Genomic DNA, 11,497 nt, shown 5'->3' on the forward strand with positions numbered 1-11,497 from the left:
GCCCGGCAAGAAAGCGCAAGCGCCAACGGCGGCAGCACCGCTATCGTCATAATCCATACGCAACAGGAGCATGCCGTGCCGACCGCCGCCCACTATGCCCTGGTCGTCTTCGCCTGGGGACTGACCTGGATCGCCATCCACATACAGGTGGACACGCTGCCGGTCGCCGTCTCGGTGCTCTACCGCTTCATACTCGCCGGCGGCCTGCTGCTGCTTGCGATGGCCTGGCGCGGTACGCTGCCGCGCCTCTCGCCCCGCATACACGGCTGGCTCCTGCTGCTGGGTTTGTGCCTGTACAGCACGAATTTCCTGTTCATCTACGAGGCGGAAGTCCGGCTCACCAGCGGCTTCGTCGCCGTCGTCTTCTCGCTCGCCTCGCTGTTCAACGCCGCCAACGCCTGGCTGTTCTTCCGTCAGCGCCCCCCGCGCCGCACCCTGGCCGCGGCCGCGCTGGGCATCGCCGGACTGCTCCTGCTGTTCCGCCATGAACTGCGCTGGCAACACGGCGAATGGGTTGGTCCGGCCTGCGCCTTCCTCGGAACCTACATGTTCTCGCTCGGCAACATGGTCGGCACCCGCGTGCAGCGCTTCGGCATCGGCGTATTCCCCGCCAACGCCTACGCCATGACCTACGGCGCCCTCCTGCTGGCCGTCTGGGTCGGCGTGCATGGGTTGCCCCTCGGCATTCCCGCCAGCGGCGCGTACTGGGGCGCGATGGCCTTCCTGGTGTTGATCGGCTCGATTCTCGCCTTCGGCAGCTACCTGACGCTGGTGCGCCGCATCGGCGCGGCGCGGGCCGGTTATGCGACGGTGCTGTTTCCCATCGTCGCCCTGAGTGCCTCGACGTGGTTGGAGGCATACGTCTGGACACCGGCCGCTTTCGTCGGAGTGGCGCTGGTACTGGCGGGCAACGTCGTCATGTTCTGGCCATCCGTCCAAGGCGCCCCAGTAACGAATGCCGCCCATGACGAAGCCTGAGGAGCATGGCGAACGCCCCTTATCCGGGGGCTGTTCGGATTGTTGCTCCGGCGACGCTCAAACGCCCTTGAACTGCGCGACCAGCTGGTTCAGCTCTCCGGCAAGGCGGGAGAGTTCATGCGCCGCTCCCATGGAATGATCAATCGAAGTCGCCGTCTGGTCCGTGGCGGTGCTGATCGAGGTGACGTTCCTGTTGATCTCCTCGGCCACGGCCGACTGTTCTTCGGCAGCGGTGGCAACCTGCGCCGCTCTATCCGCGATGTCCCTGACCATGCCGGTGATTTCGGTCAGGGACTCCCCGACCTGGTCGACTTCACCGCTTGCGGACTCCGACTGCGCCCGCGTCCTGTCCATGGAGGTCACCACGCTGTCAGCCGCGCCCCGCAGGCGTTCGATCATGCTGCTTATCTGAGACGTCGAATCCTGGGTCTTGTGCGCCAGTGAACGGACCTCGTCGGCAACCACCGCAAAACCCCGTCCCTGTTCCCCGGCACGTGCGGCCTCGATGGCTGCGTTCAGGGCAAGCAGGTTGGTTTGCTCCGCCACCTGACTGATCAGGTCGACAACGCCTCCGATCTCGAGGACGCCCTTGCTCAGCTCGGCAATGGCGTCACTCGACAGGCCCAGTTCGTTTTGCAGCGTACCCATGCCTTCGATTGCTGAGGTCGCCAATTCGGCGCCGTGCTTGCTTGCCGCTGCGGCGCGCCCCGAAACGTTGCTGGTTTCCTCGATGTTCTTGGCGACCTCGTGCGCGGTCGCATTCATCTCGTTCACGGCGGCCGCCACCTGCGTCGTATCGGATCGCTGCTGTTCGATGCCGCTCCTGACCTGAGCCGACATCGAAGACATCCCATCCGCGGCCGAGGAAACCATCGAGGCGGAACGGGCGACCTGCGCAATCACGCCCTGGATCCGTTCGAGGAAGGCATTGAAGGCAAGGCCGATCTGATCCATTTCATCGGTGCCGCGCACTGCAACCCGGCGCGACAGATCTGCGTCGCCGGTGGTCGCCGCTTTCATCATCGACAGCGTGGAACCGATGCGCCTCACCGTTCCGACAATCGTCAACAGTAGCGTACCACCGCCAATGATCATGGCCAGCAGAAGCAGGCCGGTGCTCCACCATCGCGAATTTCGCAAATCCGCATCGATTTTCTTTTGCGCCAGAGCTTTCTGGGCATCTATGTAATCGACGGCGGATTCCAGCTTTGCATGCAATCTTTTCCAACCCTTCTCCTCCGTCGGAACGACGATCAGTGCGTCACCCGGCTGCACCTTGACCACGGCTTCCTGAATTTTTCCGCGAGCCGAATTGACCACCTTCCAGTCCTTGTCGATGGCTTTCAACATCGGCGCCAAAGAGGGAAAGTCTTTCGAAAGTCGAACCGCCGTAGAATAATCCTGTTCGAATAGAGTCGAATACTTGCGCAGTTCTTCGACTTGCTTCTTGTTCAGGCTACTCAGCAGAAGACGCTCGCGCAGCAGGGAGCCCTGATTGAGACCCGCGATATTCATCCCCTGCAAAGCCGTATTCAAGGGGCCGACCACTTCCGACTGATAACGGAACTCGGCCCGAATAAGCCCTCCCATGTAGAAGGTCATCACAAGAGCTGAAAATGTCAGAACAGCGGTAAGCACTGACGCAAAAATCAATCGTCCCTTGATCGACGAGAATATTGCGGGCATGACTCCTCCAAAACTTCTAATGGTTATATTTGTACTTCCACGAACGAGGACTCGTCGAAGTCGAGCGCCACACGCGATCTGCCGCGTTGCACGGCGTTCGCTCATTTATCCAGCGCGTCTCTATTCGTTCGCCATCTTCCATGGCCAAACCGGGGTTTTGCTTTGCAAAAACCGGCAATGGAAGAAAGTAGCAGAGTTCATGCGGCATTGCGCTGCAAACAACTATGGGGCACAACGCCCCGTTTCCACTATGCGAAAGCGGATGTCATCGAGCCTCCAACGCGGTTCATCCTCGGGCATACGCGACCTCGGGCATACGCGACGGCTATGGCGCAAAGCACCTCAAACGCCCGCGATCCGTTTCAGTACCGCCGCAACAATGATTTCCGGCCGATCCTCCTGAACGAGATGTCCCGCATTCCGAATCGGCATGCATGGACCGTCCGAGATCACCGTGGCCAGCTTCCCGCCCGTTGCGCAGGGAATCCCTTCGTCCTGCTCGCCCCAAAGCACCGTAACCGGGCAGTCCAGCGCGCCATAGTGCTTCTCCACCTCATCCGTGTACTTCTGATCCATTTGCGCGATCTGCCGATAGAAGGCGGCTTGCCCCACCGGTCCGAGCCAGGGAGCGCTATAGATAGCCAAGGCCTCCTCGGAAAGCGGGTTGAATGCCGCCGTTTGCAGATAGGCCGTCAAAAGTGCCCTGTGCATATAGTCGGGCATCCCCGCGAACGCCGCCTCGTATTCGCGCACGTGCCGCACGAAAGGCGAGCCCCAGGGCGCCAGGGCGACCGCGTCGAATATCGTCAGCGAGGCGTAGCGCAGACCGTCCAGGTAGTACGCCCGCAGAGCCGCCGCACCGCCGAAGTCATGAGCCAGCACGTCGGGACGACCAAGCCCCCACTCTTTGAAGAGCGCCGTGAGCAGCCGGTTCTGCACTCCCAGGGACACGTCCTGACCGTCTCTCATCTCGGACTGACCATAGCCGAGCAGATCGAAGTAGTAGACAGTTCGTCGATCGGCGAGCAGCGGTACGATCCGGCGCCATACCTGCGACGAGAACGGCGTGCCATGAATGGCGACCAGGGGTGGACCATCCCCGCATGCGCCCCATCTGACGGCACTCCCCTCGAAGACCGACGTGTTCGGCAAGTCCAGCATCGGAACACCTCATATTGTCATTTAGCTAATTAACGATATGATGCGGCGAATGAACAGGTCAATTCAGATCAAGGCACTGGCCGGTGAGCCGCGCATGGCGATCATGCGGATTCTGGCGGACCCGCAACGGCACTTCGCGCATCAATGGTCGGCAGACCCGGCGCAGTTCGGCGTCTGCATGACGCTCATCGCCGAAGCCTTGGGCGTCGCACAGCCGACCGCCAGCCGGCACCTGGAACTCCTGAGGCAGGCGGGCTTCATCACGGTCCGTAAACAGCAGAAATGGTCGTACTGCAAACGGAACGAAACAGCCATCCAGGACTTTCTGGCTTGGTTGCAACAGGAGCTGTCCAGAGACTCCGGGAACACGCGGAAGACATGACTCACCCGCACGTCCCCTACCTCTCAAGCGGCACACCGACATCAAACCACGCCTCGACGCGTTCCACCGCCTGCACGGCATCTCCCGACGCATCGCGCGCGCCATCCACGTACAGGAAACTCGGCGATCGAATCCCCAAGGTCGCCAACACGGCTTCCATATACGGCGTCAGAAAATCCGGCTGTCTGGCGCGATCGTCCGCAAGTGCGCCGCCCGATGCGACCACCACATAGGCAGGACGGTCGGCCAGCAGCCCTACTTTTCCCTCCGGCGTACGGCGAAAACTGCGATCGACGCGCAGCACCTGATCGATCCAGGCCTTGAGCAGCGCCGGCACGGTGAAGTTGTGCATGGGCGTACCCAGCACCAGCGCATCGCTTGCCTCCAGTTCTCCGATCAGCGTCTCCGACTGCGCCAGCGCCGCCCGCTGGGACGGCAAGCGCTCCGGCTCGGGAACGTACATCGCCTCGGTGAAGGCCTCGTCCACCAACCGCGGAGGGTCGCGCGCCAGGTCGCGGCCGATCACACGCAGACCGGGTTCACGCCGACGCAGGCACTCGATCAGACACGCACTGGCGGCGCGGCTGACCGAGTGCCGCAGGCGCGGGCTGCACTCCACGAGCAGCACCGTCTTCATGTCAGTGCCGCACCGAAATGCATGCCCGCGGAAAGCAGCCCCCAGCGAAAGTAGAAGCGCTGCGCGAAGGCATTGCCCAGCGCCGTATCCAGCGTCATCCAGACGCAGTCCTCCGCCTTCGCCAAGCACGCCACCTCGTCCAATAACTTTGCTCCGGCGCCGTCACGCCGCTTCTCCTCCAGCACGACCAGATCGTCGACGTAGACGAAACGCCCGCGTATCAGGTTCTCCTGCAGACGATAGCCGGCAACACCGATAACGTCGACATCTTCCCAGGCAGCCAGCAAACGGTAGCCGCCTGCCTGCTGGCGCCGCACGCGCGCAAGGAACTCGACTTCGTCGCTCAAGTGAGGGCGCAGCTGCCGCATCACCTCGAAACAGGCGATGACGTCCTCGTCGCTGTCCGCGTGGCGCAGTTCGAGGCTCTTCATCGCCCCGCTCCGGCCGGGTCCGCGTCAGGGCTGTAGAGCATGCCGATCGCCAAGCGGTTCCACAGGTTGATCAGCCCGACGAGAATGGACAGGTCGACGATCTGCTGATCGTTGAAATGCTCCCGCAGGGCCGCATAGTCGTCGTCCGGAGCACGCTTTTCCGCCACCAGCGTCAGCGCATCGGTCCAGGCCAGCGCCGCGCGTTCCGCGGGTGTGTAGACGGGCGACTCACGCCAGGCGTCGAGCAAGTAAAGCCGCTGTTCGCTGACGCCCTGCTTGCGCGCATCCCTGCTGTGCATGTCGAGACAGTAGGCGCAGCCGTTGATCTGCGAGGCGCGCATCTTCACCAGCTCGATCAGGGTTGCCGGCAGGCCGCTGCGTTTCATGTAGGCTTCGACGCCGCGCACGGCGGCGTAGCCATCCGGCGAAGTCTTGTGAAGGGTAAGTCGGTCGGTGTGCATGGGTATCTCCTTTCAATTGACACGACTATGATCCCTCAGTAATGGCCCAACATCCTGATCCAAAAATCTAAAAAACCAATAGTCCATGAGCCCACCTGTATCCGCCAGAATCGGAGCGAAATCGCTCATCCGCCACGGCCTCCCGCTGCAGGAGCAGATCTACCGGCGCGTCAGGGCAGCGATCGCGAACGGTCAGCTGTCCCCCGGCGAACGCGTCCCCTCGGCCCGCGCCCTGGCCGGCGAACTCGGCGTCGCGCGCGGCACGGTGGATGCCGCCTACGCCCGCCTGATCGGCGAGGGTTATCTGCTGCCGCGCGGTGCGGCCGGCACGGTCGTATCGCCGGCACTGCATGCCGAGCAGCGCGCTGCCGACGGCGAACGTACCGCCATTGCGAACCGACGGCGTTCCGCACCGCTGCCGTTCCAGATGGGCCTGCCGGCGCTGGACGCCTTCCCGCGCACGCTGTGGTCACGCCTGACCGGGCAGATGGCACGGCGTCTCGGCCCCGACATGCTCGCCTATCCCGATCCCGCCGGATTACCCGCGCTGCGCGAGGCGATCAGCGCCTATCTCGCGGTGTCCCGCGGCGTGGCCTGCCGGCCCGAGCAGATCATGGTCACCGGCGGCTACCAGGACGCGCTCGCGTTCCTGGCACGGCTGTTGCTGCGCCCGGACGACGCCGTGTGGTTCGAGGAACCCGGCTACTTCAAGGCCCGCCGGGTGTTGCAGGCGGTCGGGGCGGATCTCGTGCCGGTGCCGGTGGACGAGCAGGGCATGCAGGTCGGACTCGGCGCCACGCATGCGCCGCGGGCGCGCCTCGCGGTGGTCACCCCCGCGCACCAGAGCCCGCTGGGCATGGCGCTCTCGCTGGCGCGCCGCGAGGCGCTGCTGGCTTGGGCGGACACGACACAGGCCTGGATCCTGGAGGACGACTACGACAGCGAATTCCACTACGTCGGGCGCAAGCCGCCGGCGTTGAAGAGCCTCGATGCCGCTGACCGTGTCATCTACGCCGGCAGCTTCAGCAAGACGCTGTTTCCCGGCCTGCGGCTGGGCTACGTCGTGCTGCCGGCAGCGCTGATCGAACGTGCAACCGTCGTTCTGGAAACCGAACGCCATGGCGAGGATACGCTGCGACAGATGGTCGCGGCCGAATTCATGCTGCAGGGCCATTTCGCCCGCCACCTGAAGCGCATGCGAGGCCTATACGGCGCACGACAAAAAGCGCTCGCGGATGCCCTGGCCGAGACCTTCGGCGCCGAGGTCCAACTCTCGCTGCAACGCGGCGGCATGCACCTGTTGGCGCGCTTTTCCGGGCAAGGCGACGATGCTGATATGATGCGCCGGGCGGCGGCAAGCGGGCTCGCCCCCTTGCCGCTGTCCTCGCAATACCTCGGAAGCCGGCGCGAACACGGACTTCTGCTCGGCTTCACCAACATTCCGGAACCGCAGGCCGACGCAATGGCACAACGGCTGCTTCGGGCGCTGCACGGCCAGGATCATTGATCTGTCAGAGAAGGATCTCGCCATGACCGATTCGACCCAACGCTTTTCCAACCGCGTCGACAACTACGTCAAGTACCGTCCGAGCTACCCGCAGGAACTGGTCGCGGCCCTGCACGAGGCCTGCGGACTGACGCCCGCCTCGAAGATCGCCGACGTCGGCTCCGGCACCGGCCTGCTTACCGAACTGTTCCTGCGCAACGGCAACCCGGTATTCGCCGTCGAGCCCAACACGGAGATGCGCAAAGCCGGCGAACGCCAGCTCGCGCAGTATCCGAAGCTGCAAAGCATCGCTGCCGCGGCCGAAGCCACGACCCTGCCCGACCACGGCGTCGACTTCATCGTCGCCGGTCAGGCCTTCCACTGGTTCGACCGGGCCCGCGCCCGCGAGGAGTTCCGGCGCATCCTCGCCCCCGGCGGCTGGGTGGTGCTGGTGTGGAATGAGCGCGAAACCGCCTCGACGCCGTTCATGCGCGCCTACGAAACCTTCCTGCAGCGCTACTCGACCGACTACTCGCAGGTCGACCACAAGCAGATCACCGACGCCGTGCTGAACGACTTCTACGGCCCGGAAGGCTTCCGCCTGGCGACCTTTCCCAATCGCCAGGAATTCGATTTCGACGGTTTGCGCGGCCGCCTGCTGTCCTCGTCCTATACTCCCGAGGCGGGACACCCGGACCACAAGCCGATGCTCGCCGAACTCGCCCGCATTTTCGCAGCCCACGCCGAAGACGGCCGCGTGGCCTTCGAATATACGACGCGGATGTACTACAACCACCTGAGTTGAACGCCTCACCACGCCCCGAACGGAGTCTTCATCCATGCTGAAACACCTGTCCCGCCTGCACACGCCCGAACTGCTCTACATTCTGGCCGCGATGGGCCACGGCGACGAACTCGTGCTGGTGGATGCGAACTACCCGTCTGAATCCATGGCGCGACAGCTCGTCCGCATGGATGCAGCGGACCTGCCGGAGGTGCTTGATGCCTGCCTCCAGCTCTTGCCGCTGGACAACTTCGTCGACCAGCCGGCCATGCGCATGGAACCGGTCGACGCACCGGACGAGGTACCCGCCGTGCAGCAGGAATGCCAGCAGATCATCGACCGCCACGAAGGCGCCGGGCGCTTCACGCTGGCCGGCGTGGAACGGCATGCCTTCTACGACCGTTCGCGCGAGGCCTTCGCCATCGTCGCCACCGGCGAGCAGCGCCCCTACGGCTGCCTGATTCTCAAGAAAGGCGTAGTGTTTCCGGATTAGGCCTGCCGGTATCCTGCCCGGCCCGCACCGGGCAGGGACCACCTCCGCCGCCCCGTACGCTGCCGCCCCTGTCGCGACACACCCAGCGGAAAAGCAGGGACGGCGCACCGTCATGAACAAACGATCCGCTTCCCCGCTCCAGGACCGACAAACCCTATAGAGCCTGCCGTACAAAAACCGAGGAGACGACACATGAAAAACAGAACACTGTGCGCAAACGGCCCGGAAATCACCGAATGCGGCCTGGGCTGCTGGCAGCTCGGCGGGGGCTGGGGCAAGCCCTGGAACGACGACACGGCGCAGGCCACGCTCGATGCGGCCCATGCCGGCGGCATCCGCTTCTTCGACACCGCCAACGTCTATGGCGACGGCGAAAGCGAACTGTCGGTAGGCCGTTTTCTCGACAGACATGACGACGTGTTCGTCGCCACCAAGCTGGGGCGCGGCGATATCTATCCGGACGGCTACACCCGGGAGTCGCTGCGCGAAGCCACCCAGGCCTCCCTGCAGCGCCTCGGCGTCGAGCGCCTCGACCTCACCCAGCTGCACTGCGTTCCGCCGGCGACCCTGCGCGAGGGCGAGGTGTTCGACTGGCTGCGCGAACAGCGCGAGGAAGGCCTGATCGAGCGCTTCGGCGCCAGCGTGGAAACCGTCGAGGAAGGCCTGGTATGCCTGGAACAGGAAGGCCTCAGCACGCTGCAGGTAATCTTCAACATCTTCCGCCAGAAGCCGCTACAGGAACTGTTCCCCAAGGCGCAGGAGAAAGGCGTTGGCATCATCGTCCGTCTGCCCCTGGCGAGCGGCCTGCTGACCGGCAAGCTCGCCGAAAACACCCGTTTCGAGGCCGACGATCACCGCAACTTCAACCGCGACGGCCAGGCCTTCAACGTCGGCGAGACCTTCGCCGGCCTGCCGTACGAAAAAGGCATCGAACTCTCCCGTCAGATCCGGGAAATGGTGCCGGAAGGCCTGTCGATGGCCGAGATGGCATTGCGCTGGATCCTCGACCACGAGGCCGTCTCCGTGGTCATCCCCGGCGCCAGCTCGCCGGCACAGGCGCAGGCCAACGCCCGGGCCAGCGCCCTGGCGCCGCTGCCGGCCGAGTTGCACGCGCGCCTGGCTGAGTTCTACGCCGCCTCGATCCATCAGCACATCCGCGGCGGCTATTGAGCCGCCGTCATCGGCTCCGGCCGCACCGCAATCACGAGAACCGAAACGAAGCCCCATGACGCCCCGACCGACCCTGTACCTGCTCCCCGGCCTGCTTTGCGACGCCGTAATCTGGGCCCATCAGAGCACTGCGCTCGAACAGGACTGCGAGATCAGGATTGCGGACTACACCGCCTTCGACACGTTCGCGGCCATGGCGCAGGCCGTTCTCGACGCCGCTCCGGAACGCTTCTCGCTGGCCGGACACTCGATGGGCGGTCGGGTCGCGCTCGAAATCTTCCGCCGCGCCCCGCAGCGCATCGAACGCCTGGCCCTGCTCGACACCGGTACACACCCGCCGCGCGAAGGCGAGGCGGAGAAGCGCCAGGAACTGATCGACCTGGCCGACCGCGCAGGCATGGCCGCACTGGCCGATCGCTGGCTACCGCCGATGGTGCACCCGGAGCGCACGGAAGATCCCGAACTGATGGCCGGACTGCGCGCCATGGTGCAACGCATGTCGCCGAACATTTTCCGCCGCCAGGTCGCCGCCCTGCTCGGACGCCCCGACGCCGGTCCCCTGCTCGCACACATACGCTGTCCCACGCTGATCGGCGTCGGCCGCCAGGACCGCTGGAGCCCTCCCGCACAACACGAACCGATCGCCGCCGCCGTGCCGCAAGCGCGCTACGCCATCTTCGAGGACAGCGGGCACATGGCGCCGGTCGAAGCGCCGCAAGCCGTCAGCAAAGCGCTGCGCGAATGGATGCTTGAACCGGCTGGCGGCTGAAAGAGGCCTGTGCCGAAACCACACATCAGAGCCCACCATGTCACAGAACCTGCGCATTCCGCTCCCTCATCCTGCCGCCGACACCCCGCTCGGCCACGTCCTGCGCAGCCGCAGAAGCGTGCGCCAGTTCTCGGGCACTCCCATCACCCTCGCCAAACTCGCGCAACTGCTCTGGGCCGCGCAAGGCATCACGGACGAGGCCGGCAAACGCGCCGCGCCATCCGCTGCCGCCCAATACCCGCTGCGCCTGTACATTGCCGTCGGCGACGTATCGGAACTGCCGCCAGGCCTGTACGCCTACGACCCGCAACAACACGCCCTCTCCCCGCTGGAAACGACCGATCTGCGCCCCGCCCTTGCCGACGCCGCCATCGGCGATCAGCCCTGGGTAAACGAAGCCGCCGTGGTCATCGCAGTTGCCGCCGCCGTAACCGCCATCGACACGCATTTCGCGACACAGCAACCCGACGGTCGACGCGGCGCCCGCTATGCCTACGTGGAAACCGGCGCGCTGTGCCAAAACGTCCACCTCCAGGCCACCGCCCTCGATCTGGGCATGGTGCTGGTCGGAGGATTCGACGATGCCGCCGCGAATGCGGCCCTTCCCTTGAGCGCGGGCGAGGAAACAACCGCGCTGCTATGCCTGGGTCGGGTGTAACGCCCACACGGCTGCACTGCGGCCCTGTTCCTTGGGCTCCATCATCCAACCGTCCCCAGTCCGCTTTCGTCGCGCGGCAATGCAACAGCCCGCAAACAAGGGAAAGTCGAGAGCCTCAAAGCGAACGGAGGTCAAGTGCGCAGTGCACAACGTGAGCTTTAACTACAAAACGCTCATCTAATGATTCGAATTCGCCGCTACCGCATCTATTCGCGGGCGAAGCGTTTTCAAGACGGCATCCCACAACGCCACCGCTTCATTGTCGGTCAAAGACGAAGAATGATCCGCTGATCCACCATCGGCTCGACCTGCCAGAAGCTCAAAGTGAAGCTTGGGCGTCGCCAAACTGGGATCAGCAGGACTCGTTTCAGCCACGAAGAGCTGCGTATGTTTCCCATTCC

Annotated in this window: 14 protein-coding genes; 8 read left to right on the forward strand and 6 right to left on the reverse strand. The window is 64.4% G+C overall.

Annotation, left to right across the window (positions count from 1 at the left end; genetic code table 11):
- The first annotated feature begins 75 nt into the window (after positions 1–75).
- Positions 76–978, forward strand: coding sequence for a DMT family transporter (locus tag P8014_RS16920; protein ID WP_337818499.1), 903 nt, complete (start codon positions 76–78; stop codon positions 976–978).
- 57 nt (positions 979–1,035) lie between these two features.
- Here P8014_RS16920 and P8014_RS16925 read toward each other — a convergent pair whose 3' ends face one another.
- Both P8014_RS16925 and P8014_RS16930 read right to left on the reverse strand, forming a co-directional pair.
- Positions 1,036–2,769, reverse strand: a complete 1,734-nt coding sequence (locus tag P8014_RS16925; protein ID WP_337818500.1) for a methyl-accepting chemotaxis protein — start codon at positions 2,767–2,769, stop codon at positions 1,036–1,038.
- 237 nt (positions 2,770–3,006) lie between these two features.
- On the reverse strand, positions 3,007–3,825 hold the full coding sequence (locus P8014_RS16930; protein ID WP_337818501.1) for an alpha/beta hydrolase: 819 nt from the start codon (positions 3,823–3,825) through the stop codon (positions 3,007–3,009).
- A gap of 49 nt (positions 3,826–3,874) precedes the next feature.
- Here P8014_RS16930 and P8014_RS16935 point away from each other — a divergent pair, with 49 nt between their 5' ends.
- Positions 3,875–4,207: a metalloregulator ArsR/SmtB family transcription factor gene (locus P8014_RS16935; RefSeq protein ID WP_337818502.1), complete on the forward strand. Its 333-nt coding sequence runs from the start codon at positions 3,875–3,877 to the stop codon at positions 4,205–4,207.
- 16 nt (positions 4,208–4,223) lie between these two features.
- Here P8014_RS16935 and P8014_RS16940 read toward each other — a convergent pair whose 3' ends face one another.
- The 3 genes from P8014_RS16940 to P8014_RS16950 are packed head-to-tail and all read right to left on the reverse strand — an operon-like array spanning position 4,224 to position 5,736.
- The gene (locus tag P8014_RS16940; protein ID WP_337818503.1) at positions 4,224–4,844 is read right to left on the reverse strand and encodes an NAD(P)H-dependent oxidoreductase; all 621 of its coding nucleotides are present in this window, start codon (positions 4,842–4,844) and stop codon (positions 4,224–4,226) included.
- A complete protein-coding gene (locus P8014_RS16945; protein ID WP_337818504.1) occupies positions 4,841–5,275 on the reverse strand; it encodes a GNAT family N-acetyltransferase in 435 nt (144 codons plus the stop codon). Before P8014_RS16945 ends, P8014_RS16940 begins: the two co-directional genes overlap by 4 nt.
- Complete coding sequence (locus P8014_RS16950; protein WP_337818505.1) at positions 5,272–5,736, reverse strand: carboxymuconolactone decarboxylase family protein; 465 nt, start codon at positions 5,734–5,736, stop codon at positions 5,272–5,274. Before P8014_RS16950 ends, P8014_RS16945 begins: the two co-directional genes overlap by 4 nt.
- 85 nt (positions 5,737–5,821) lie before the next feature.
- On the opposite strand from P8014_RS16950, the gene P8014_RS16955 reads away from it, so the two are divergent.
- From P8014_RS16955 to P8014_RS16980, 6 genes are all read left to right on the forward strand, one after another.
- Positions 5,822–7,243 carry a PLP-dependent aminotransferase family protein gene (locus tag P8014_RS16955; protein ID WP_337818506.1) on the forward strand — a complete coding sequence of 474 codons (1,422 nt, stop codon included), beginning with the start codon at positions 5,822–5,824 and terminating at the stop codon, positions 7,241–7,243.
- 22 nt (positions 7,244–7,265) lie between these two features.
- Positions 7,266–8,027: a class I SAM-dependent methyltransferase gene (locus P8014_RS16960; protein WP_337818507.1), complete on the forward strand. Its 762-nt coding sequence runs from the start codon at positions 7,266–7,268 to the stop codon at positions 8,025–8,027.
- Between the two features lie 34 nt (positions 8,028–8,061).
- Complete coding sequence (locus P8014_RS16965) at positions 8,062–8,499, forward strand: RbsD/FucU domain-containing protein (RefSeq protein ID WP_337818508.1); 438 nt, start codon at positions 8,062–8,064, stop codon at positions 8,497–8,499.
- Positions 8,500–8,691: 192 nt separating this feature from the next.
- Entirely contained in the window at positions 8,692–9,669 is a 978-nt protein-coding gene (locus tag P8014_RS16970; RefSeq protein ID WP_337818509.1) for an aldo/keto reductase, read from the forward strand.
- A gap of 55 nt (positions 9,670–9,724) precedes the next feature.
- On the forward strand, positions 9,725–10,438 hold the full coding sequence (locus P8014_RS16975) for an alpha/beta hydrolase (protein ID WP_337818510.1): 714 nt from the start codon (positions 9,725–9,727) through the stop codon (positions 10,436–10,438).
- A gap of 37 nt (positions 10,439–10,475) precedes the next feature.
- Positions 10,476–11,096, forward strand: coding sequence for a SagB/ThcOx family dehydrogenase (locus P8014_RS16980; protein ID WP_337818511.1), 621 nt, complete (start codon positions 10,476–10,478; stop codon positions 11,094–11,096).
- A 177-nt stretch (positions 11,097–11,273) separates the two neighbouring features.
- On the opposite strand, the gene P8014_RS16985 is transcribed toward P8014_RS16980, so the two are convergent.
- Positions 11,274–11,497 (reverse strand): T6SS immunity protein Tli4 family protein (locus tag P8014_RS16985; protein ID WP_337818512.1); only part of this gene is annotated, 224 nt, incomplete at its 5' end.

The sequence above is a fragment of the Acidihalobacter sp. genome (assembly GCF_037381185.1).
Taxonomy (GTDB): Bacteria; Pseudomonadota; Gammaproteobacteria; order DSM-5130; family Acidihalobacteraceae; genus Acidihalobacter_A.

Coding starts and splice junctions, on each gene's coding strand:
- P8014_RS16970 (WP_337818509.1), top strand. CDS start 8,692: ATGAAAAACAGAACACTGTGCGCAAACGGCCCGGAAATCACCGAATGC.
- P8014_RS16955 (WP_337818506.1), top strand. CDS start 5,822: ATGAGCCCACCTGTATCCGCCAGAATCGGAGCGAAATCGCTCATCCGC.
- P8014_RS16945 (WP_337818504.1), bottom strand. CDS start 5,275: ATGAAGAGCCTCGAACTGCGCCACGCGGACAGCGACGAGGACGTCATC.
- P8014_RS16935 (WP_337818502.1), top strand. CDS start 3,875: ATGAACAGGTCAATTCAGATCAAGGCACTGGCCGGTGAGCCGCGCATG.
- P8014_RS16965 (WP_337818508.1), top strand. CDS start 8,062: ATGCTGAAACACCTGTCCCGCCTGCACACGCCCGAACTGCTCTACATT.
- P8014_RS16950 (WP_337818505.1), bottom strand. CDS start 5,736: ATGCACACCGACCGACTTACCCTTCACAAGACTTCGCCGGATGGCTAC.
- P8014_RS16980 (WP_337818511.1), top strand. CDS start 10,476: ATGTCACAGAACCTGCGCATTCCGCTCCCTCATCCTGCCGCCGACACC.
- P8014_RS16940 (WP_337818503.1), bottom strand. CDS start 4,844: ATGAAGACGGTGCTGCTCGTGGAGTGCAGCCCGCGCCTGCGGCACTCG.
- P8014_RS16925 (WP_337818500.1), bottom strand. CDS start 2,769: ATGAGCGAACGCCGTGCAACGCGGCAGATCGCGTGTGGCGCTCGACTT.
- P8014_RS16975 (WP_337818510.1), top strand. CDS start 9,725: ATGACGCCCCGACCGACCCTGTACCTGCTCCCCGGCCTGCTTTGCGAC.
- P8014_RS16960 (WP_337818507.1), top strand. CDS start 7,266: ATGACCGATTCGACCCAACGCTTTTCCAACCGCGTCGACAACTACGTC.
- P8014_RS16930 (WP_337818501.1), bottom strand. CDS start 3,825: ATGCTGGACTTGCCGAACACGTCGGTCTTCGAGGGGAGTGCCGTCAGA.